At 40.1% G+C, this 22,393-nt stretch carries 23 protein-coding genes; 15 read left to right on the top strand and 8 right to left on the bottom strand.

Annotation, left to right across the window (positions count from 1 at the left end):
- Positions 1 to 156: 156 nt before the first annotated feature.
- Both M998_RS08665 and M998_RS08660 read right to left on the bottom strand, forming a co-directional pair.
- Positions 157 to 387, bottom strand: coding sequence for a helix-turn-helix transcriptional regulator (locus M998_RS08665; protein WP_068908480.1), 231 nt, complete (start codon positions 385 to 387; stop codon positions 157 to 159).
- Positions 388 to 492: 105 nt separating this feature from the next.
- Positions 493 to 1,080 (bottom strand): inovirus Gp2 family protein, encoded by a 588-nt coding sequence (locus M998_RS08660; protein ID WP_068908478.1) that lies wholly within the window; start codon positions 1,078 to 1,080, stop codon positions 493 to 495.
- A 484-nt stretch (positions 1,081 to 1,564) separates the two neighbouring features.
- On the opposite strand from M998_RS08660, the gene M998_RS08655 reads away from it, so the two are divergent.
- The 14 genes from M998_RS08655 (at position 1,565) to msrQ (ending at position 13,090) form a co-directional block, all read left to right on the top strand.
- Positions 1,565 to 2,335: a hypothetical protein gene (locus M998_RS08655; protein ID WP_068908476.1), complete on the top strand. Its 771-nt coding sequence runs from the start codon at positions 1,565 to 1,567 to the stop codon at positions 2,333 to 2,335.
- A gap of 52 nt (positions 2,336 to 2,387) precedes the next feature.
- Complete coding sequence (locus tag M998_RS08650) at positions 2,388 to 3,251, top strand: GTPase family protein (RefSeq protein WP_068908474.1); 864 nt, start codon at positions 2,388 to 2,390, stop codon at positions 3,249 to 3,251.
- Positions 3,252 to 3,342: 91 nt separating this feature from the next.
- Complete coding sequence (locus M998_RS08645; RefSeq protein WP_068908472.1) at positions 3,343 to 3,768, top strand: antirestriction protein; 426 nt, start codon at positions 3,343 to 3,345, stop codon at positions 3,766 to 3,768.
- Positions 3,769 to 3,782: 14 nt separating this feature from the next.
- A complete protein-coding gene (locus M998_RS08640; protein ID WP_068908470.1) occupies positions 3,783 to 4,619 on the top strand; it encodes a DUF932 domain-containing protein in 837 nt (278 codons plus the stop codon).
- Between the two features lie 213 nt (positions 4,620 to 4,832).
- On the top strand, positions 4,833 to 5,540 hold the full coding sequence (locus M998_RS08635) for a helix-turn-helix transcriptional regulator (protein ID WP_068908468.1): 708 nt from the start codon (positions 4,833 to 4,835) through the stop codon (positions 5,538 to 5,540).
- Positions 5,537 to 5,722: a hypothetical protein gene (locus tag M998_RS08630; protein WP_068908467.1), complete on the top strand. Its 186-nt coding sequence runs from the start codon at positions 5,537 to 5,539 to the stop codon at positions 5,720 to 5,722. Before M998_RS08635 ends, M998_RS08630 begins: the two co-directional genes overlap by 4 nt.
- Positions 5,723 to 5,726: 4 nt before the next feature.
- The gene (locus M998_RS08625; RefSeq protein ID WP_068908465.1) at positions 5,727 to 6,194 is read left to right on the top strand and encodes a hypothetical protein; all 468 of its coding nucleotides are present in this window, start codon (positions 5,727 to 5,729) and stop codon (positions 6,192 to 6,194) included.
- Between the two features lie 157 nt (positions 6,195 to 6,351).
- Positions 6,352 to 6,915, top strand: a complete 564-nt coding sequence (locus M998_RS08620) for a hypothetical protein (RefSeq protein WP_068908463.1) — start codon at positions 6,352 to 6,354, stop codon at positions 6,913 to 6,915.
- A 55-nt stretch (positions 6,916 to 6,970) separates the two neighbouring features.
- Entirely contained in the window at positions 6,971 to 7,420 is a 450-nt protein-coding gene (locus M998_RS08615; protein WP_068908461.1) for an IrmA family protein, read from the top strand.
- A gap of 324 nt (positions 7,421 to 7,744) precedes the next feature.
- Positions 7,745 to 8,518, top strand: coding sequence for an LEM-3-like GIY-YIG domain-containing protein (locus M998_RS08610; protein ID WP_068908459.1), 774 nt, complete (start codon positions 7,745 to 7,747; stop codon positions 8,516 to 8,518).
- 728 nt (positions 8,519 to 9,246) lie between these two features.
- Positions 9,247 to 9,918: a heavy metal response regulator transcription factor gene (locus M998_RS08605; protein WP_068440032.1), complete on the top strand. Its 672-nt coding sequence runs from the start codon at positions 9,247 to 9,249 to the stop codon at positions 9,916 to 9,918.
- Positions 9,915 to 11,276 (top strand): heavy metal sensor histidine kinase, encoded by a 1,362-nt coding sequence (locus M998_RS08600; RefSeq protein ID WP_068908457.1) that lies wholly within the window; start codon positions 9,915 to 9,917, stop codon positions 11,274 to 11,276. The genes M998_RS08605 and M998_RS08600 overlap by 4 nt, the downstream gene beginning before the upstream one ends.
- Positions 11,277 to 11,456: 180 nt before the next feature.
- Positions 11,457 to 12,467 (top strand): protein-methionine-sulfoxide reductase catalytic subunit MsrP, encoded by a 1,011-nt coding sequence (gene msrP, locus M998_RS08595; protein WP_068908456.1) that lies wholly within the window; start codon positions 11,457 to 11,459, stop codon positions 12,465 to 12,467.
- On the top strand, positions 12,467 to 13,090 hold the full coding sequence (msrQ, locus tag M998_RS08590) for a protein-methionine-sulfoxide reductase heme-binding subunit MsrQ (protein WP_068908454.1): 624 nt from the start codon (positions 12,467 to 12,469) through the stop codon (positions 13,088 to 13,090). The genes msrP and msrQ overlap by 1 nt, the downstream gene beginning before the upstream one ends.
- A gap of 124 nt (positions 13,091 to 13,214) precedes the next feature.
- On the opposite strand, the gene M998_RS08585 is transcribed toward msrQ, so the two are convergent.
- The 6 genes from M998_RS08585 to M998_RS08560 all read right to left on the bottom strand — a co-directional run bounded on the left by M998_RS08585 (position 13,215) and on the right by M998_RS08560 (position 21,835).
- Positions 13,215 to 13,412 (bottom strand): heavy-metal-associated domain-containing protein, encoded by a 198-nt coding sequence (locus tag M998_RS08585; protein ID WP_068908452.1) that lies wholly within the window; start codon positions 13,410 to 13,412, stop codon positions 13,215 to 13,217.
- Between the two features lie 420 nt (positions 13,413 to 13,832).
- On the bottom strand, positions 13,833 to 14,306 hold the full coding sequence (cueR, locus tag M998_RS08580; RefSeq protein ID WP_068908451.1) for a Cu(I)-responsive transcriptional regulator: 474 nt from the start codon (positions 14,304 to 14,306) through the stop codon (positions 13,833 to 13,835).
- Positions 14,307 to 14,366: 60 nt separating this feature from the next.
- Positions 14,367 to 14,624, bottom strand: coding sequence for a glutaredoxin family protein (locus M998_RS08575; RefSeq protein WP_232007521.1), 258 nt, complete (start codon positions 14,622 to 14,624; stop codon positions 14,367 to 14,369).
- A 69-nt stretch (positions 14,625 to 14,693) separates the two neighbouring features.
- A complete protein-coding gene (locus M998_RS08570; RefSeq protein ID WP_068908447.1) occupies positions 14,694 to 17,180 on the bottom strand; it encodes a heavy metal translocating P-type ATPase in 2,487 nt (828 codons plus the stop codon).
- Between the two features lie 288 nt (positions 17,181 to 17,468).
- A complete protein-coding gene (locus M998_RS08565) occupies positions 17,469 to 20,609 on the bottom strand; it encodes an efflux RND transporter permease subunit (protein ID WP_068908445.1) in 3,141 nt (1,046 codons plus the stop codon).
- A complete protein-coding gene (locus M998_RS08560) occupies positions 20,609 to 21,835 on the bottom strand; it encodes an efflux RND transporter periplasmic adaptor subunit (protein ID WP_068908443.1) in 1,227 nt (408 codons plus the stop codon). The genes M998_RS08565 and M998_RS08560 overlap by 1 nt, the downstream gene beginning before the upstream one ends.
- A 218-nt stretch (positions 21,836 to 22,053) precedes the next feature.
- Here M998_RS08560 and M998_RS08555 point away from each other — a divergent pair.
- On the top strand, positions 22,054 to 22,393 hold a 340-nt coding region (locus tag M998_RS08555), incomplete at its 3' end, for a helix-turn-helix domain-containing protein (RefSeq protein ID WP_068908442.1).

Raw genomic sequence — 22,393 nt, 5'->3', positions numbered from 1 at the left:
TGATAGATAGTAGCTCTCAATAATTTTGGTGCAAAGGCGTGTTTGCAATAATTGGCTACCTTAGCATTTTCTGGCGCACCCTCTGGGTAATCTGCAACCAGCTTTAAGTGTTCAACATTATACTGTAGAAAATGAGCTGCTATTCGCGATAGTATCTTAGGATTCAAGGGTTGAGTTAGCCCCTCTCGATTCATCAATGCGTGCTTGTAGCCATTGTATAACTTCACTCTTTAACCAGCGCGACATACGACCAAATTTGATAGGTTTTGGAAACTCCCCATCTTGGACCAGCTTATAAAACCATTTGTCAGTTAGCCCAGTTAAACGGGTTATAAATTTCATATCAACAAATTGATCATCTAATAAGGGAATCGCTTGAGTGCTCATTATTGAACTCCTGTCTTTAAAGTTAAAAGGCAGAAGGGATATCGATGAATATTTAGGGATATCTCTCTTCCAAAAGATATCCCCCTCATGTTTTTTATTACTAGATTAACGGCTGCATCCAAAAGAACGCTCGCCATCACCATAATATTTTGTATGCTCTTTGGCTAAGTAGCTACAGCGCTGGTTTAATGCAAAAATAGAGTTTTCATTGTTGGCTTTATTATTATCTAGCCAAGTAACGGCGTTGTCTGGGATATGAACTAAATAACGCTCCGCAGGGTAGTTTACACCAAGAGCACTACACCATGCTTGCTCTAGTAAAGCATAGAGCGTTCCGTCTGTTCTAGTGTAATCACCTAGTCTCCAATAGACGTCCTTATTGACTAGTAGTAATAAGTGATAATGTTTTCGACAACTGATCTCACCAAACTCTCTTACCCAAACATAAGATAAGTGGCATGAAAAATTACGATCCCATGCTTTATTTTTGCGTTTTAGGCCGGCATCTATTTTGGCTTTTAGGGATTCAATGAAACGAGTTATAACAGTTGAATCTTCATGGTAACAATTTGTCGATGATGGAAAACGCAAATCTACACGAATGGCTGTAACACGATTATAGGCTAGGAGAGATTTACGGATAGTACGATCTATCTTACGAAGATAGTCCTTATTGTAGGTATAGCTAGACATGATTTATTCCTTAAGGTTTTTAAGTCATATCTAGTTCGATGGATGTAAAAAATAGGTAGGTTAGTCAAGATTGCTAGGGGGATTTTTAGGTCAATGAAATGCCATTCTTACTCGATTTAATATAGTAAATATATATAACTATACCAGCGTCGTTTTTGTACACAGAAGTCTGACGCATCAAGGATTCGGTGAGTCATCTCATTAGAAAGTACTCTGATATTAATTTGCTAAAGGGAAATGGATAACAACGTCACTTTTACAACATTAGTATTGTTTTTTAGTGTGCTTATCAGTGAATGCAAATTATAGTACTAAGAAAAACCTAATAATCTATGTAAAACCCATTAAAATAGCGCCAAGGTAGGAATTCAATATCATGTAAAAATCACGAATAAATTGGTGTGAAAATCAGCTTTATATTAGAATTTTATTCATAATAAAAATATGAATTAATTATGTTAAAAGTTATAAAAATGAGGTGTCAATGGCGATGGATTATTCATATTTAGAGAAGGAAGTTTATGGCTATATGAGGAAAAATAAAATTTTTTGCTATCTCGTTTGGCGTATATTGAAGAGTCCTTCAGCCAGTAATTTTTATTTTCATAAAGCCCGAGTTTTTTCAGGGAACTTTACTCTTCATGCTGATTTGAGCCATGCAATAAACTCAGCTAAGAACGTTATTTCTGATAAGACATTTTTGTTTGAACCCAAAAGTCATGAAGGCAGATATATTGAAAGTACTGAGTACACCAGCTTTATGTATAATAAACTTCTTATTTTCCAATACGATGAATATGCTTGGGGTATTCATCACATGCTTTATTACTTAAGAAATAAATTCATTAAAATAAAATCTAACTACAAATATTTTGATTGGTTAAAAGTATCTGATAATAAAACCTGTGAGTGGGTTTATGACTATCTGGTCAAGAGTAAAGTAATTGATAAGACGGAGTATCAAGATAATGAAGAGCTTTATCTTTATATTCTGACGGGGTTTTATTTATGGAATCCATCATCTCAAGAGGAAAGAGATAACCGTTATAAAAAATTACTCTTAGCTCGAAATGAGCGAAAACACAGAAAAATTAGCCAATCAAAAGGTTCGGTAAGGCCAAAAAAATCACCGAAAGAAATCCAACTTTCAGCAGAGGCAAAAACTAAATTGACAGAGTTAGCCCTTAATTATGGTGTGCCCGCGTCGGAATGGTTGAATAGTTTCATTATTGATGAGTATGAAAAAATGAAATAAATTTCAAATATATATTATCAATGTGAACTTAACACATATTAAGGTTGCAATGATGAAGGAACTCGAAAGTCATTTTTCTTTTCTTCCGAAAGGAGCTAAGGATGCGTTTTTATTTCATTTGAATAAGCTTATCAACTACTCCCCCACCGTTGGCTTTATGGGTAAAACTGGGGCGGGAAAATCAAGCTTAATCAACGCACTATTCCAGTCCTCACTATCGCCTGTGAGCGATACCTCTGGCTGCACACGGCAAGCTCAGCGCTTCAATATGACTATGAACAACTACACACTTACCTTTATTGATTTACCCGGTGTGGGAGAAAGCCTTGAGCGAGATAGCGAGTACCACTCGCTATACCGTAACTTATTGCCTGAATTGGATTTAATCATCTGGGTACTCAAAGCCGATGATAGAGCGTGGTCTTCGGATGAACAGTGCTATCACTTCCTTACCGAACAATGCGGTTATCAGCTTGAGCGTTTCCTGTTTGTATTGAACCAAGCCGACAAGATGGAGCCCTGTCGCCAGTGGGATGCGTTGATCCACCAGCCATCCTCTGAACAATCCGATAATTTGATATTAAAGCAACAAGCCGTGATAACGACATTTAAGCCCCATCACCCGGTGATGGTCGTGTCTGCGGTCGAAAACTATCAACTCACTGAATTAGCCGAACAGCTCATACTGGCGCTACCAGCGAAAGCCAGTAGCGGAGTCACTAGGCAGCTGAATACCACTTATCGAACTGCCTCTATAGAAACTTCGGCACGTAATGATTTTGGGCAATGTATCAGTGACATTGTTGATACCTTAATCGATATTCTTCCGCTCGCACCGCTAATAAAAAATACGATTAGCACCGTCAAAAACAGCATCGTATCCGTCGCTAAGTCCCTGTGGAGCTGGTTCTTTTAACCACTTACGTTAACCCATTATTTATCACAATCAGCGCCAGTCCTTTATGGGATTGGCGCTTTTTTATTTCTTTTTATTGGAGACTCAACTTATGAATAATTCAACCGAATGCACTATCACAATGACACTCGTTCCTGATGAACAACGCCTTGATTTTTGGCTCAACCACTTTGGTAGAGTGAAAGGCTGGACCACCTTTGAAGTGGTAATATTCACGACGATGGGACAGTTTTGCGATGATTATCATGGGGGCTATTGGGAGTACGGTACGCTCAGTAATGGCGGTACATTTATCTACCCGGATATCTCAGATGAGACTCTAACGCTGTTCAATCCCCACAACGGCAACGAAGCGGTGATGAGCCAACAAGCTGCCGGGATTGCCGTGTGTCTTATTCTGTACAGCATTTGGTCGTTTAAAACCGAAAGCGAAGTAATGTGCGACCGCTTTTATCAGTTGCGTGAGTATGCCTTACAGCATGCCGAGTCTGCTGCCATTTTCCATTTTATTGATTAATCCGGAGTCTTATCATGAGTTTATTAGCATCTCGCTTTGGCACAGCTAACAGTATTCGTCGTGACCGCCCACTCACTATTGAAGAATTATTTCGCACTGTACCCAGTATTTTCTCCGAAGAAAAACACGCTTCACGCAGTGAAAAATACACTTACATCTCGACCGCCTCGCTGTTAGAAAGCCTGCAACGAGAAGGCTTCCAGCCCTTTTTTGCATGTCAAACTCGCGTTCGGGATATCCGCCGTCGAGAGCACACTAAGCATCTGCTTCGATTACGCCGTCATGACCAAATCACGGGGAGCCAAGTCCCTGAAATCATCTTACTCAATAGCCATGATGGTTCGAGTAGCTATCAAATGCTGCCGGGATTATTTCGTCAAGTCTGTGCGAATGGGCTGATTTATGGCGATGTATTGGGGGAAGTGCGGGTCCCTCACAAAGGAGATGTGGTGAGTAAAGTCATTGAAGGGGCGTATGAGGTATTAGATACCTTTGAGCAAGTGGCAGAAAAACGCGAAAGTATGCAGTCGTTATTATTACTCCCACCAGCCCAGCAAGCCTTTGCTGAAGCAGCGTTGACCTACCGCTTTGGCGGAGAGTTCCAACCGGTCACGCGAGAGCAAATTCTACAGCCTCGACGTTTTGAGGATAAGAAAGAAGACCTCTGGACAGTGTACCAACGTTTACAAGAAAATCTGATTAAAGGTGGATTATCAGGCAGAACGGCAAAAGGTAAACGTTCCCGCACTCGAGCAGTGAATGGCATCGATGGTGATATCAAACTCAATAAAGCACTATGGGTAATGGCAGAGACATTATTTAACCAACTCGCTCCCCGCCAGCCTAACTAATTATCCCGCTCCGACAGGTTGTGTCGTCGTACTCCGTTTTTCTCATTGTCTAAATAAACATCATAACCTTATTTATCAATTTATTAGCATGAGCTATTTATCATTAAACAGCTAAATGAGAATTTTTCCTAACAGACATAACCTGTCACTCCCCTAAGTTAAACTCCTTCACTCCTGTAATTTCTTAACGTCTATTATTGAGAGCAATACGTTATGTTTCAAACCAACCGAAAATATGACCGCATGGCAGTGCGACTCTCTGCGCTGATTGCTCGCTTAATGGCGGGAGAAAATCTCGTGCTCATTGATTTAACCAAAGAATTCAATGTTTCAGAGCGTACGTTACAGCGGGATTTACGTGAACGCCTTGCCTATCTCGGTGTGGAAGGTCGGCAAGGTACTTATCGTCTACCGATGAATACACTGAACGCCTTTCGCGATAAAGATATTCTTACCTTTGTGAAACAAATCGGGATGACCCGACTTTTTCCGGGGTTAGACAGTCGCTTGTTAAATTTACTGTTAACGCAGCAGCCCCATGCCCCTTGTTTGATTTGGCATCACGCGCATAAGATTTCCGCTTTACATGCCGACCATTTCTATCAATTGGTGTATGCCATCATCGGGCGACATGCAATCAATCTGTTGACACTTGAACGTCGCTTTAACCCGCTTTACCCATACCAACTGATTTACCGTGAAGGGCAATGGTACTTGCTGGCGGAATATCACCAACAAATTCATGTATTTTTGCTAGACGATATTCAACAAGTTCAACCGCTTAATACCACGTTTACCCCACGAAATGACGTTATTCAGTTATCACAACAGAACAGTTTTATCGCGGCATTACCTCATTTTCGATTGATATCGCAATTACTTACCCCTTTTCCATCATATAACGAAAAGAGTTCATCATGACTTTATTAAACATACCAGCAGCATACTCAACGCATCCAACACATTGCCCTCACTGTTCTTCTGAGCAAGACATCATTGCATGGGGCTCAGGCTGGATGTGTCGTGATTGTGGCCACGAATGGGTCATGTCTATCCAAAATAACCATTACGCCGTGAATTCATCATCACATAAGGAAGCCTGAAAATATGAAAACCGTTTCACACTTACAACTGGGTTTAGAACGAATAGCTATCGTTATTAGTATTTTGTTATGCCTTTGGATCACTGGCGTATTGCTAACACATTTCCAGCTTATTGCCCTCATCATGAACCCGTATGGGATCACATTGACCTACTTCGTTTTATATCTCTTGGCTTTGGTTATCCCGCAACTCTTGGCTCAATTGGGTTTATGGGTTTTGAGTGCCTTTAAGGGGATTGATTATAAAATCCGTTTCAACCCGAGATTAGTTGCCATCATCACTTCTATCATTATCGGGTTAGGCCTCTCAAGCATACTGGTTGTCATGACATCCGATTGGCTATTCGGTTTTAGTGAAGGTGCAGCTACAACGATATTGCTGATTGAGTTACTCATTGCCAGCGGTATCGCCTTTTATCTTCATAGACGAATTCGTCACTGGGTTTCAGTGCGACTACCCAGCCAGCCATAACATTAAGAATGGTCAGCAATTTTTATTGTGGATGCCTTATTCACAATTCACCAGATAACCACCGAATACGCCATATCAGGGAAAACTAAGCACCCATTAGACGGTGTTCATTTTGCGTCAATGTTGACGTCTCTATTTATGTTTAAAGGAATTTAAAATGAAAAAATATTTAGTTGTAACCGCTTTAGCGTCATTGTGTTTTATTACGTCACAAGCCTACGCTGCCAGTCAACCGCCCAAAGATACCATTTGGGAATATAAAGGGGATGGTGGTAAAACGTTATGGCAAGTATGTGGAAGCCAAAATAGTACTTGTAAGATTGTGGGCTCAACCAAGCACTATGTTGCTGTACTGAATCATAAATCCGCTTCGGGCTGCGCATTTGGTGATTTTTATATCGTGGCAAGAACAGATGGAAACTGGCAACAACGCGATACGGGCACTTGTAGCCCCAATGCATATGTCCAAAAAGGATACATTAGTAACGGGCAATATTCGTCAGTTGATATTGGCGTCAACGGTACGATCGTCAAACGCTACCCGATTGGTTATTGGAACCAACAAAAAGAATTATCAGGCAAAAAACGTCCACGTTGGAAAGAAAAAGACCGGAGTCAAGGCGGCGTTAAAACTGACATGGAACGCTATGAAAGAATGACAACATATGGTCATCTTACCGAAGAAGAGTACTTGAAAATCAAGCAGAAAGAGAAAAAATAATTACCTATTTTGGGCACAATTACGTGCCCTTATTTTTTTAATTAAGGCAGTCATTATGAAAAAGATAAGTGTTCTATTTACTCTAAGTATATTGGTATGGAATCCATTCGCATTTGCAGAGGATGAACGTTATGCCAGTATTACTCATACAAGCTCAAATTTCATTAATCAAGGCTACTGCGGTTACTCATTTACCCTCGATAATGGTGGTAGCCATATGGGATTAGATCATGCTGAATTTGGGGGGCTTGAACTGACCTTACGAATGAAAGATGGGCAAGGAAAAGTTTTAGGGGATACGATACTGGAGGTTGAACCCTTTGGTGATTCTAGCGCGACTCGTGCTACATTTACTGGATTGGAAATCCCTTGTGAGGATATCGCTGAGTTTGAAGTAGTCAAAGCTGTGGAAGATCAGAATGGTCATAAGGTTGAATTACCGCTATCGATCTTTCAGGCTAATAATCCAGAATTGGCGAAGATGTCAGTGGCAGGGAGAAAATAATTATAGTTGTATTCATTCTATCCTAAACGGAGATCACTACAATCAGCTTCTTATATTAAGTTGATAGTCTGACTGGATAGTATCAATACTATCCAGTTAATTTTTGGTAGTGAAAACTAATATGTGTATTAGCTCAGATTTGATCTGACATAATTGTAACGCAAAAATAAATTTAATCTGACAGACCGCGTTGTGTCATGAGAAATAGACTTTGCTTTTTTTTCGCTATATCAATCATAGGGAAATTAATGGGTACTATTAATTGTTAATCGGCATTATTATGTTTTGCTTATGCATCATGAATCAAGTGACAGGAGTTATGACATGGATATCAATGAGTTTCCATCGGGAGTGATAGAACATCTTGGCTGGTATGTATACCGTCTAATTGATCCACGGGATGGAAGTACCTTCTACGTGGGGAAAGGGAAAGGGAATCGTGTATTTGCTCATATGCGTGGTGAGGTCGCCGCTGCTGACGATGATGAATTACTTAGCAACAAACTCAAGCAACTGCGAGAGATAAGATTGGCTGGTCTTGAGGTTATCCATGTAATCCATCGACACGGTATGGCTGATGAAAAGACAGCTTATGAGGTTGAAGCCGCACTTATAGACGCCTATCCCGGTTTAACTAACATCGTGAACGGTGCTGGCAGCAATGAATATGGTGCTGCACACATCAAAGAGTTAATCGCAACGTACCAACCTGAAACAGTCGTGTTCCAACATAAAGTCCTCATGATATCTGTGAACAGAAGTTCAAAGGATGTAGACCTCTATGATGCCGTACGTTTTAGCTGGCGTGTCAGTGTTGAGCGTGCCCGTAAGGCTGAAGTTATACTGGCTACAGTTAGAGGAATCGTAAGGGGGGTATATGTGGCTGATGAGTGGCTCAAATCTACCCGTGAGAATTTCCCTGAGATGTCTTCATGGGATGCAGATGATGAGTTTGAATCTACTCAAAGATCCCGTTTTGGGTTTCGCGGAAGAGTAGCATCTCCTGATATATTACAGCGTTATCTAGGTAAAAAAATTCCGGATGATCTGAGGAAGAAAGGTGCTATGTCTCCTGTGAAATATTCTCCTGGCTTTTGATTACTGAATGGGGTGGATTTTTATTAATAGCCGCTTTTCGCCTTTGGTCGCTCATAGTAGTTTGTTCCGTGAAAAAAGCGGAAGTGTCGTAGTTTTAAAAGAACTCTCATGTAGTGGTTAACTTTTGTCGACTACTACCCATATCCTCTTCGCAAGAAAAATTATATTAGTTACTGTCTCCTTTTATTTTTCTGAACTAGCTACGAATAAAGGTCTGGTTAACCTTTATTCGTATTCGAGAAGGAGAGAAGATATTGATGTTACACAGGCACTAATTTCTGATAACTTATAAGCTTCTGCTGTTCCACCAGCATCACGATTACTGGTATTAGATAACCATCAGAAAAAGTAAGAATTTCATCTGTTGGTACATGCGTTGGTATAAATAAATTTATACTTTTATATTTTAATTTAGATCATGAGGTTAAGTGTTATGTGCGAGTCCGGCCTTCGCACAATAAGAGCATCAAGATGTCAACCGATGGCTTTTTTATCTATCTAAAGACCTGTATTTTTAAGGCTCACCTTGCGTTTTGGCGCGACTAACTTATACCAAATCTAACCGAGATTAAGTGATGGGGTAGGTATAATGTTCATATTATTATTTAAATAACTTAATTAAACTCTCTCTCTTATGTTCTTTTCTTTATCTTAGGATATTTAACATAAGTAATTGGTATCAATTTGCATATTCAGTTAAATTACTTATCAAAGCAGAGGGAGGCAGCATGAACATTTTATTGATTGAAGATCATGATAAAACCCAGAGTTGGGTAAAAAAAGGATTAGAAGAGGCGGGTTTCAGTGTTGATACGGCTTCTGATGGAAGAGATGGACTCTATTTTGCATTAGAAAATGATTATCAATTGGTGATTTTAGATATCATGTTACCGGGTATGAACGGCTGGGATATTTTAAAAGTACTGCGCACATCTAAGTCAGTGCCTGTTATTTGTCTTACTGCTCGTGATGCCGTTGATGACCGCGTTAAAGGGCTTGAATTAGGGGCGAATGATTATTTAGTTAAGCCATTTTCTTTTTCAGAATTATTAGCCCGAGTCAAAAATCAATTTAAAGTAAATCAACCATCAACAACCTGTATTGAAATTGCAGATTTAAAAATAGATTTAACGCGTCATGATGTTGAGCGTGGTGGGAAACAAATTATTTTGACCCGTCAAGAGTATTCATTACTTCTTTTTTTCGCATTACACACGGATGAAATTTTGCCGAGAACCTTAATTGCGAGTGAAGTGTGGGGAATTGATTTTGAAAGTGATACCAATATTATTGATGTGGCAATTCGCCGGTTAAGAAAGAAAATTGATGTGGGATATGAAGACAAGTTGATAGAAACGATCAGAGGCATGGGATATCGTTTCAATAGGCCAAATAAATGAAAAAAAAATCACTACGATTTAAGCTGATCCTTTCTTTTATTTCACTCATGGTCGTGAATGCTGGTCTCGTCACTTGGGTGCTTTATCATTCATTAGAAAATGAGCTAATAGAACGTGATGATAATTTGTTGGTTAATCGTGCAGATCAACTGGCTAAATTAATTGCTAGTGGTATTGATATCAAAACATTACCTATGTATTTTCAGCGAATGATGGATATGCGACAAGATATTATCCAAATAAAAAATGCTGAAAACAAAACTATTGTTGCCACAAATTCTGATATTTTAATTTCTGAGAACCTAAAACAGGTTGCCATTGATTCTTTAAGTGTTAACAGCATATCTCATTGGCTAACCTCATCAGGTATTCCTGTATCCGCAGTGAGTTTTGAAACCAATTCACCTATTGGCAAACTTCAGGTTGTATTGGCAAAAGTATCGGTTGATCGCAATAGCGTTTTAGCGAAATATTTAGCGAAAAGTTTATTTATTTCACTGCTGTCTATTTTATTGATGGGCTTGCTAAGCCTTTGGTTAATTAAAAAAGGGTTACAGGACATTCGGTTTCTGAGTCAAATTACAGTTAAAACCGACCTTCAAGCTTTAAGTCATCAAATTGATATTGAACAGCTGCCTAATGAACTAAAAAATCTGGGTGAGTCGTTGAATATTATGCGTTCGAGATTGAAAAATGATTTTATTAAATTAACGCAGTTAGCTGATGATTTAGCACATGAGCTAAGAACGCCAATTAATGCGATCCGAGTCCAAAATGAAGTGGTTTTACAGCGTTCACGAAGTATTGCTGAATACGAAGGAATGATTGTCAGTAATATTGAGGAATTAGATAAATTAGCAAAGATTATTCAAAGTATTCTATTTATTGCTCGTGCTGAAAATAAAAACATCGATATAAAACGAGAAACGTTGTCGGTCTTTGATACGGTTAATGAGGTGTATGAGTTATTCGATTCGTATGCAGATGAAAAACAAATTAGGTTAAAGTGTGAACCTTCAGCATTAACGCTTAGTGCAGATCGTGTGTTGTTAGTTCGTGTTTTAATGAACGTGATTTCTAATGCCATCAAATATTCTAATCCCAATACAGAGGTGATGACTCAGATATCCCTGCATGATGGTAACGTATCTATCCGTATATTAAATCAGGGAGAAATTTTACTGCAAAGTGATGAGATATTTACGCGTTTTTGGCGAGGCGATAATGCACGAACCTCTGATGGGAGTGGTTTAGGATTATCGATAGTCAAAGCGATTATGGCGTTACATGACGGTTCAGTGATATTTGAGCATGATAAAGGGCACAGTACTGTCACATTGACTTTTCCAGCACAGTAAAAATCAAGATGACAAATTTGTCATCTTCTTGTCAGCTCTTTTGCTTTTGATTTGGGTATAAATGAAATTATCGAAAAGAAAGAGTCATTTTAACATTCGGCTTAAGGTGAAATCTTTCTCTCATTTAATTCATGCTGCTTTGATGAGTTGCTTATTTGATGTTAAGTAATGGAGAGAATAATGAAAAAGTCTGAGAAAATAAATTCATCTGACGTTACCCCCGAATCTGTATTTTTTATGAAGCGAAGAAAGCTACTCAAGTTATTAGGACTTGGTGTTTCGGGTGTTGCAATATCCTCAGCCGTAAAGGCAGATTTATTTTCATGGTTTAGTGGTGATGAAAAACCCGCTATTCCACAGATTGAAAGAAAGACACTGATATTTATTCAACCTGAAGAATATCAATCTCAACTCACATTAACGCCAGAAGATAAAGTGACGGGATACAACAATTTTTATGAATTTGGTTTGAATAAATCGGATCCGGCAGAATATGCTCATACGATGAAAACAGATGAATGGACCGTGACCATTGATGGAGAAGTTAACCGTCCAATGACGTTAAATTTAGATGATATTCAAAACAAATTTGCACTGGAAGAGCGTATTTATCGTATGCGTTGTGTTGAGGCATGGTCGATGGCTATCCCATGGGTTGGCTTCCCATTAGCGAAGTTACTTTCATTAGTCGAACCCACGAGTAAAGCAAAATATGTTGCTTTTGAAACCCGCTATGCACCTGAGGAAATGCCAGGCCAAAAGAGTCGCTTTATTGGGGGAGGGTTGCCATATCCATACGTTGAAGGCTTACGCATAGATGAAGCGATGAATCCACTGACGCTATTAGCAACAGGGGTGTATGGAAAATCATTACCGAATCAAAATGGCGCCCCCATCCGCCTTGTTGTTCCGTGGAAATATGGTTTTAAGGGAATTAAGTCGATTGTGAAGATCCGTTTAATGGAGTCTATCCCCCCGACAACATGGAACCTTTCTGCGCCAAGTGAATATGGTTTCTTTGCAAATGTAAATCCGCAAGTCAGTCATCCTCGTTGGTCACAAGCCACAGAGCGTTTTATTGGTTCTGGCGGTTTTGGGCAAGTTAGTCGACAGCCTACGTTGCTATTTAATGGTTACGGTGAGCAAGTTGCCGATTTATATAAGGGCATGGATTTGCGGAGATTTTTTTAATGAACAGGGAAGGTCGGGTAGCAATATTCAGTCTTAAAACAATGTTGCATTTTGCTGCACTGTGTCCTTTGCTTTGGTTGATTTTTGCGATTAATAACCAACTTTTAGGTGCGGATCCAGCCAAGGATATTCAGCATTTTACTGGGATAACGGCACTCAGGTTACTTTTAGTTATCAGCCTGATCCCGATGTTGGCATATTTCTTACGCTTAAACATTCTATTTCAGACACGGAAGTTGTTAGGGTTATGGTGTTTTTTTTGGGCACTATTACACTTATGCAGTTATTTGTTTCTTGAAATTGGCTGGGATAATTTATCACTATTTTTCTCAGAGGTTTTTTCTCGTGTATATTTAGTGATCGGGGCAATTTGTTGGCTAAGCTTATTTTTAATGGCAATTAGCTCATTTAATGGGGTCCGTATTCGGTTAGGCCATTGGTGGAAAAGGATCCATACTTTACTGTATCCAACTATGTTGCTTGTTATTCTTCACTATATCTTATCGATGAAAACAATGACCCCTGAGCCTGTTTTATATTTTATTATGGTTAGTGCGGCTATTTTTTATCGATATAAAAATATAATGGCTAAGATGATAGCACCATTATATAAAAAAATTTGAATATGGAAGTTAATTTAGATTAAATAAAGTAATAATATTTAATATATCCAATTTATTTTTTCAAAAATAGATACAGCGAAAATATAATAAGAATATTTTCGCTGTATCGAAAATAATTTAAAAATTAAGCTGGATCTGCTGGGTATCCTGCCGCGCTTAATGCGGTGCGAAGGGTGCTTTCTTCAATATTACTTTTAACTTGAACTTTTCTGGTTGTCGGGTCTGTTTCAATTTGTGCTTGAGCATCGACATTTAATAATGCTTTAGTGACTGATTTAGCGCAACCGCCACAGGTCATATTCGGTATGGTTAATGTAATCATTATTATCTCCTGATGATTAGGGGCTGTTGACCTTTGCTGCTTATTTTTACAGTATAAAAAGAGTGATAAACAATCAACCAAATCGAGATTTATCTTGATTATTAACAATAATCACTATTTCAACTAAAAATAGACATCAAAAGCGGCCCTTCGGGTTCGATTAAAGAACGTTTCACTCATTTTATTCTACGTTGAGAGGCTCTTGCTTAGTTCACTAAGCGGCGAACCTCTCGCCTCGCCTACTTTGACCTTAAAGAAAGGGTCTTTAATTCGAATAAAAATTGACCCTCAAAGATCAACAGCCCCTAGTGATTGATTAATAATTAATGTACAGCTTGCCATTAGGGTAAGGTCAATAGCTTTTAGTTTGGCAGGCTAAAATTACCTTTAAATTACGATTTATTGCGTGAGTTTAAAATATTAGGAACAAGCACACTTAACGGTTGATACAGGTTTATAACGGTTAAATTGGGATAGCTTAGTCCCTTTTTTATCCATTTTACCCGTTGGCTCAATGAGACTTGTGATAATAGGGCAATCAGGTTGGTCATTACCGTGGCAGTTTTGAGTTAGCTGCTCTAGAGTATGAGCCATATCTTGAAGTTCAGTGATTTTTTCTTTCAATTCAGAGAGATGAGTCAATGCCATAAGCTTTACATCCGCGCTGGTACGGTGACTATTTCGCCATAAAATCAGTAATGCTGAAATTTGTTCAGTCGAAAAACCTAAATCACGAGCACGTCGTATAAGATGAAAGCTTTCCACATCTGATGAACTGTAATGACGGTATCCTGCATCAGAACGTCTTGCTTTAGGGATCAATCCCGTTTGCTCATAATAACGGATCATTTTTGCTGAAATACCTGAGAGTTTGGCAGCTTGACCGATATTCATCTTTTTCTCCTATTCAGAAAACTAATATACTTTTCTAATAAAAGTGTTTTTGCTCTGCCTTTATAAGCCGAGAGCAACAATTAAATCTGGCTTTTGTGAGATGAAGGTACCATAAAATACTTTATCTCCAATCAGGGTAATCGGGGCAACTCTTACGCCAGTTCTTGCTTTTGCTTCTGCCATAATGTGTGGGTCGGTGAGATCGCGTTCTTCAAAAGGAATGTACATTTTTGTTAGCCATTCTTTTAATTGGCGGCAATCAGGACAAGTGGGTGTGGTGTAGATAATTACATTTTGAGATAATTTATTTTCCATCATTTTTTCCTTTAATTTATTGAGATGAGCCAGACGAAGTCGTCTGGCTATTAGATGAAATAAATTAAGGCATTAGTTTTTCATGGGTGCTTGAAAGCGTTTGAGGCGCAAGGCATTACCCAGTACAAACACACTGGAAAGTGCCATCGCTGCGGCGGCTAACATTGGTGAGAGCAGCGTCCCATTTATTGGGTACAGTAAGCCTGCCGCCACCGGGATCAGTAAGGCATTGTATGCGAATGCCCAGAATAGGTTTTGTTTGATATTACGGATAGTTGCCTGACTCAATGCAATTGCATTGACGACACCACGTAAATCTCCGGACATTAACACTACGTCAGCAGCTTCAATCGCAACGTCGGTTCCTGTTCCAATCGCCAAGCCAACATCTGCTTCAGCAAGTGCAGGGGCATCGTTGATACCGTCACCGACAAAAGCGACTTTACTGCCGTTACTACGGAATTGTTTTAGTGCTGCAACTTTGCCATCAGGCAGAACTTCTGCGGCAACTTCATCAATACCGAGTTGTTTCGCAATAGCGGCGGCAGTGGCTGCATTATCTCCCGTGATCATGGCAACTCTAAGGCCTAACGCATGTAAGGCTTTAATCGCTTCTGGTGTTGTCTCTTTAATGGGGTCAGCAACGGCAATTATTGCGGCTAAACGCCCGTCAATAGCGGCATAGAGAGGGCTTTTTCCTTGTTCCCCAAGACGTTGAGCGGCTTGTTGGAAGTTGGTGACATCAAGACCGAGTTGCTTCATAAAGCGATCAGCACCGACAGAAACTGAACGTCCACCTACTTGAGCTGACACACCAAAACCAGGGATAGCTTCAAAGTTTTCAATCGGAGCAAAAACGATCCCTTTTTCTTTTGCAGCTTCAACAATCGCTTCAGCGATCGGGTGCTCCGAACGGGTTTCGATAGCAGCAACAAGGCTTAAAACCTCATCGTACTCGAATCCCTCGGCAGGAACGAGGTCAGTTAATTCTGGGCGACCTTTGGTTAAAGTTCCGGTTTTATCAAGTGCAACCACGGTGACATCGCGTAATGCCTGTAGTGCTTCACCTTTACGGAAAAGAATTCCGAGCTCTGCTGCGCGACCTGTTCCAACCATGATTGAGGTTGGTGTTGCCAGTCCCATAGCACATGGGCAGGCAATAATCAGTACGGCGACGGCATTAATTAAAGCAAATGTTAGTGCAGGGGCTGGACCGAAAATTAACCAAATAAAGAAGGTGATCACCGCGCCAGTCATAACGGCTGGAACAAACCACATGGTCACTTTATCCACCAAGGCTTGAATGGGTAATTTAGAGCCTTGTGCTTCTTCAACTAAGCGAATGATTTGTGCCAATACAGTATTAGAGCCAATTTTAGTGACACGGAAACTAAATGCGCCGGTTTTGTTGATTGTGCCACCGACAACGTCAGAACCTGTTTCTTTTGATACTGGAATAGGTTCGCCAGTTATCATGCTTTCATCAACATACGATGAACCTTCAATCACTTCACCATCCACGGGAATTTTTTCACCAGGACGAACAAAAACAATGTCATCCGTGGTGACTTGGTCTAGTGGAATTTCAATGGTTTCCCCATTGCGTTCAACGCGGGCGGTTTTGGCTTGTAGCCCAACGAGGCGTTTAATCGCTTGGGATGTTTTCCCTTTCGCACGAGCTTCTAGCGTACGACCAAGTAAGATTAACGTGACGATGACCACCGCGGCTTCAAAATAGACGTTCGCGGTACCTACCGGAAGAACTTGCGGAATAAAAGTAGCAACCACCGAATAGCCGTATGCTGCAATAGTACCAACGGCAACTAATGAGTTCATATCTGGGGCGCCGCGTAATAATGCGGGGATCCCTTTACGGAAAAAGCGTATCCCGGGGCCAAATAGTACAATGGTGGCTAAAATAAATTGAATATACCAATTTAGCTGCTGACCTAATGTATTCGATACCCAATTATGTACACCGGGAATAAAGTGTGAGCCCATTTCAATAATGAAAACAGGTAGAGTAAAAATAGCGGCGGTGAATAAGGCACGACGTAGTGAGCGCTCTTCGTTATCTTTACGCTCATCGGCTAAGTCATTGCTCGATGCAGTGTCACCAGATAAACGGCGTGGTTTATAACCCGCTTGGACAACCGCAGCTTCTAAATCTTCCACGGTTACCGCACCAGCAAGATGGCGTATCCGAGCGCGTTCAGTTGCTAGGTTTACATTCGCTTCAAGTACCCCAGGGATTTGCGCGAGCGCTTTTTCAACACGACCGACACACGATGCACACGTCATTTCTTCAATGGCGAGTTCGGTGATTTCTTCACGCACACTGTAGCCAGAGTTTTCGATTGCGCGAACTGCTGCTTGTGGGTCTGGCGTACCATCGAACGTAATATCGGCTCGCTCAGTGGCGAGATTAACGGTTGCTGTATTGATACCGGGAACGGCATTCAATGCTCGCTCAACACGGCCAACACAGGATGCACAGGTCATGCCTTCAACTGGCAAACTTATTCGATTTGTTGAAGATGGAGACACATTTGTATTCATAATATTTACCCTTAAATTAAAGTGCTGGATAAAGCTTAGGCTTTCCCTTAAGGGTAAGGTCAAGCTTTTTTATTTATTTTTTTAGATAAAGATAAAATAGCGTAGATATCTTGGTGTGTTGTTGATAGCAGATGGAGGATGAATAAATTGATTATTTATTATTAATCAATTGGTTGAGTTTTTACGAGAGTCGGTATGCGCTTTATCAAATAAAGTTTGGATGTGAAAAGGTATTCACTAGGCTGGCATCACCTAGTGAATACTTGTTTTTTAGATGGTTAAATTATTTTATGCAGATTTTCTGACCCTCATTTTACGCACGATCATATAGAAAACCGGAGTGAGTAATAAACCAAAGAAGGTCACACCTAACATACCGAAGAAGACGGCGATACCCATGGCTTGTCGCATTTCTGAGCCTGCTCCACTCGCGAGAACCAGTGGGATAACACCTGCAATAAAGGCGAAAGAGGTCATTAATATAGGGCGTAATCGTAGGTGTGCAGCCTCTAATACCGCGGTGATGGGGTCAGCACCTTGTTTTTCTTGGGCTATCGCAAATTCGACAATCAATATGGCATTTTTGGCGGCAAGGCCAACAAGGACAATAAAGGCGATTTGCGTAAAGATATTATTATCGCCATTAAAAAGCCATACGCCGGCAATAGCAGAAAGCAATGCCATCGGAGCAATGAGTAGAACCGAGAATGGCAGTGACCAACTGTTATACTGGGCAGCAAGGATCAAGAAGGCAAAAAGCACCGCGAGCGGGAAAATATATAAAGCAGAGTTCCCTGCCAGCTGTTCTTGGTAGGTCAAATCTGTCCACTCATAGGCCATACCTTCCGGTAAGGTTTCTAAAAGGATTTTTTCAAGTGCGTCAGTGGCTTGTCCGGATGTAAATCCGGGTGCCGCATTTCCGGTAATATCGACAGAAGGGTAACCATTATAATGGATAACACGATCAGGGCCTGTGGTACGTGTGATTTTGACTAATGCACCGAGTGGGATCATATCGCCATTTTTATTGCGAACTTTGAGTAACTCAATATCCTTTGGATCCATCCTAAATGGCGCATCAGCTTGAACAATGACGCGATAGGTGCGACCAAATTGGTTAAAATCATTCACATAGAATGAACCAAGATTGATTTGCAGTGCATCAAAAATATCAGTTAATGTAACACCCTGTGATTTAGCTTTTTCTCGGTCTATATCCACATCAATTTGTGGCGAGTTCGTTTGAAAACTTGCCATCATCCCAACCAGTTCAGGCGCTTGCATTGCTTTGATTAAAATTTGTTCTTGTACCTTAGCTAAAGCATCAAAACCAAGATCCGCTTTATCTTCGATTTGAACTTTAAACCCGCCCATAGAACCTAAACCGGGAACCGGAGGTGGTGGGAAAATACCAACGAATCCATCAGGGATTTGGCTGAATTTAGCCATTAATTTATCGGCGATTGCATTGGCTGAAAGCGAAGGATCGGTACGCTCATCAAAGGGTTTTAGCATAGCAAACATTAATGCTGAATTAGGTAAATTGACGGGGCCATTTACCGATAACCCCGGGAATGCAACCACGCTTTCAACGCCGGGTTCCATCAGTGCAAGGCGTGACATTTCTTTTACAACCGTTTCTGTTCTTTCTAACGAAGCGCCTGAAGGCAGTTGTGCAACACCGATTAAATAGTATTTATCTTGGGCGGGTACAAAGCCATTTGGTACCACTTTGAAGCCGAGGGCGGTTAATCCAACAAATCCAAGATATAGCAGGAATATAATCAAGCTACCTCGAATGCATCGGCGAACGATTTTGACATATTTGTCGGATAATTTGCTAAAGAACAGATTGAACTTAGAAAAAAATCGACCAAATATGGCATTGATAATTCGTGTTAGCCAATCTGGTTTTATATTTTTTTGATGCGATTTTAATAAAATTGCGCAGAGTGCTGGCGATAAAGTTAAAGAGTTAATCGCGGAAATAATTGTTGAAATAACAATGGTCAATGAAAATTGTCGATAAAACTCACCTTGCAGCCCCGATAAGAATGCGGTAGGAATAAAGACCGCAGCGAGTACCGATGTAATTGCCAATATCGGTCCGGTGACTTCATCCATGGCTTTAAATGCAGCCTCTCTAGGGGCTAAACCTTCGGCAATATGCCGCTCGACATTCTCGACCACGACAATGGCATCATCAACGACGATCCCGATAGAAATAACTAAACCAAATAGAGATAACGTATTAAGAGAAAAGCCAAATAAATACATGAAAGCGAATGTGCCGATTAATGATACCGGGACGGCAACCAGCGGGATAATAGAGGCTCGCCAGCTTTGTAAAAATAAAACGACAACAAAAACCACTAAAATTGTTGCTTCAAGCAATGTAATGGCGACTGATTTTAGCGACGCACTGACGAAAACAGTAGGGTCATAAGCGATTTTATAATCGATGCCATCAATAAAATTCGATTTTAAGCGTTCCATTGTTGAGTGGACAGAACTGGAAACATCTAAAGCGTTCGCGCCGGGGCTCATAACAATCTGTAAACCCACTGCATTTTGGCCATTGAGAAGGCTGCGCAACGAATAATTATCAGCGCCAAGTTCCATGCGAGCGACATCTTTTAAATAGGCAATTTGGCCATTTTCGCCAGACTTGATAATAATATTGCCAAATTGTTCCTCGGTGGTTAGCCTTCCCAGTGCATTTACGCTGATTTGGAATGATGATGTGGTATCCGGTTGCTGACCAATCGAACCCGTTGCGACTTGAATATTTTGCTCACGAATGGCAGCAACAATATCATTCGCGGTTAGGCCGAGTGATGCGACTTTAGTTGGATCTATCCAAGCTCGCATCGCATATTCGCCTTCCCCCCAAACGACGGCACTTGCGACACCAGGAAGCCTGGCTATTTCATCCCGTACATTTAGCATGGCATAGTTAGACACATAAAGCGGGTCGTAGACATTATTCGGGGAATACATGTGAACAACCATAAGCACATCTGGCGATGTTTTTTCTGTTGTCACACCAATTTGTTGCACTTCTTGAGGTAAACGCGGGATCACCCTTGAAACTAAATTTTGCACTTGAATTTGTGCAATATCCGGGTCGACGCCTTGTTTAAATGAAATGGTTAACACCATTTTTCCATCAGTGGACATCTGAGAGCTCATATAGAGCATCCCTTCTACACCATTAATGGCTTGCTCAATAGGCGATGCGACAGTATCTGCGATAACTTTAGGTGTTGCTCCCGGATAACTTGCAATAACTTGAACCGTTGGTGGCGTAACGGAGGGATATTCACTGAGCGGTAATTTAAAGAAACTAAGAATACCCGCAATTAATATAAATACGGATAAAACTACGGCAAAGATAGGACGCCGAATAAAAAAATGGGGAAATTTCATTATTTGATTTCCTCCAGATTATTCGATGAATCCTGACTATTTTGCTGAGTTTCGGTATTTTTCATTAAAGATGGCTGCATCGGAATTTCATTAGGCATCACTTCCATACCGGGTCTTACAAGCCCTTTAATAATAATTTTCTCACCCTTAGATAAGCCATTACTTATTACTCTTAGGTTATCGACCATCGCACCTAACTCTATTTGCCGATATTCTGCTTTATTATTTTTATCAAGCACCAGTACATAGCTTTGACCTTGGTTAGAACCAATAGCTTGTTCGTCAATTAAAATGGCGGGCTGATTATTCCCAATAGGAAGTTGAGCACGAATAAAGGAACCTGGCGTAAGCTTGGCATCTTCATTTTTAAGTACAGCTCTGACTTTGACTGTACCCGTTGTACGATCAATTTGATTACTTATAAAATTGAGTGTGCCTGAATGAGTCGCATCTTTTTCATGAGGTAAACGAATGCTCACAGAGGGTAATGGGGTATTTTGTGTACTTTTTGCATTTACATTTAGACTTGAAAGCTTATGGAAAGTCGCTTCATCGATATCAAAGTATGCGTATATTGGGTCAACTGAAACTATTGTAGTTAAGCGAGTCGCCGAATTGGTATCGCCGCCAGTAACAAGATTACCTTCTGTTATTAAAGCTCTATCAACACGACCGGCGATTGGGGCTTTAACTTGGGTATAGGATAAATTCAATTTAGCGTTTTCAACGGCGGCTTTTGCGGATTTCACTTGTGCATTATTTGCGGCGCGTAAAGATAATGCATCATCATAATCTTTACGGGAAACAGCACCCTTATCGACGAGGTTTTTTACTCTATCAAAATGGCGATTTGCTTGAAGTGCTAGCGCATTGGCTTGACTTAATTGGCCTTCCGCTTCATTTAACGCAATTTGAAAAGGTAAAGGATCAATCTGGAATAATAAATCCCCTTTTTTAATCAATTGGCCTTCAGGCAGATTAATTGTGTTTATTCGTCCCCCGACACGGGAACGTAAATCAACTGTTTTAGGTGATGCTAAATAGCCTGTAAATTCAGCCGAAGGGGTAATGTTTTTTTGAATCACCTCAGCGACGGGCACTTTTGGGAGATTCATGATACTTGCACTTTCAGCTTCACTGTCTTGTTTGTTTTCTTGAGCTGTAGACATTCCGCTCATCGTGATGATTGCCAAAAGCGTTACATAGACACCATATTTTATTTTCATAGTAAACCTTGCTTGATATAATTGATTATCAGGATGCTTAATAAAATCTTTTCAAGGGTAAAGGTTATAGTGGTTGTAAGGTCAATATTTTAATGGATTAAATTTTATTATTAATAAATGCATAAAAAATATGTAATGATTTATTGACCTTGTATCTACTTCAAGGTTTTTAATGCACTTATCTAATTTAATTAATTTAAGATAAATGAGGAATGGTCGTGGATAATTACATTTTAAGAAAAAATATTGTTGAAGATATCTTAAGCTGGATTGATAACAATACAGATAAATCGTTAACGATTGAGCAAATATCAGATAAGGCGGGTTATTCAAAATGGCATTTTCAGCGCATATTCAAAAGTATTGTGGGTGTTAGCCTAGGCCAATACCTATTAATTAGACGATTGTTAAAGGTATCATCAGATTTAAAGGATACTGATGATAAAATTATCGATATAGCTTTTAGGTATGGCTTTGATAGTCAACAAGAATTAACGCGAGCTTTTAAACGAAAGCTGAAAATAACACCGGGTAAATACAGAAAAGAATATGTATCCG

It is taken from the genome of Providencia heimbachae ATCC 35613, assembly GCF_001655055.1.
GTDB classification, from domain to species: domain Bacteria; phylum Pseudomonadota; class Gammaproteobacteria; order Enterobacterales; family Enterobacteriaceae; genus Providencia; species Providencia heimbachae.
Note: the sequence above shows the minus strand (reverse complement) of the source record. Positions and strands in the feature narration are given on the sequence as shown.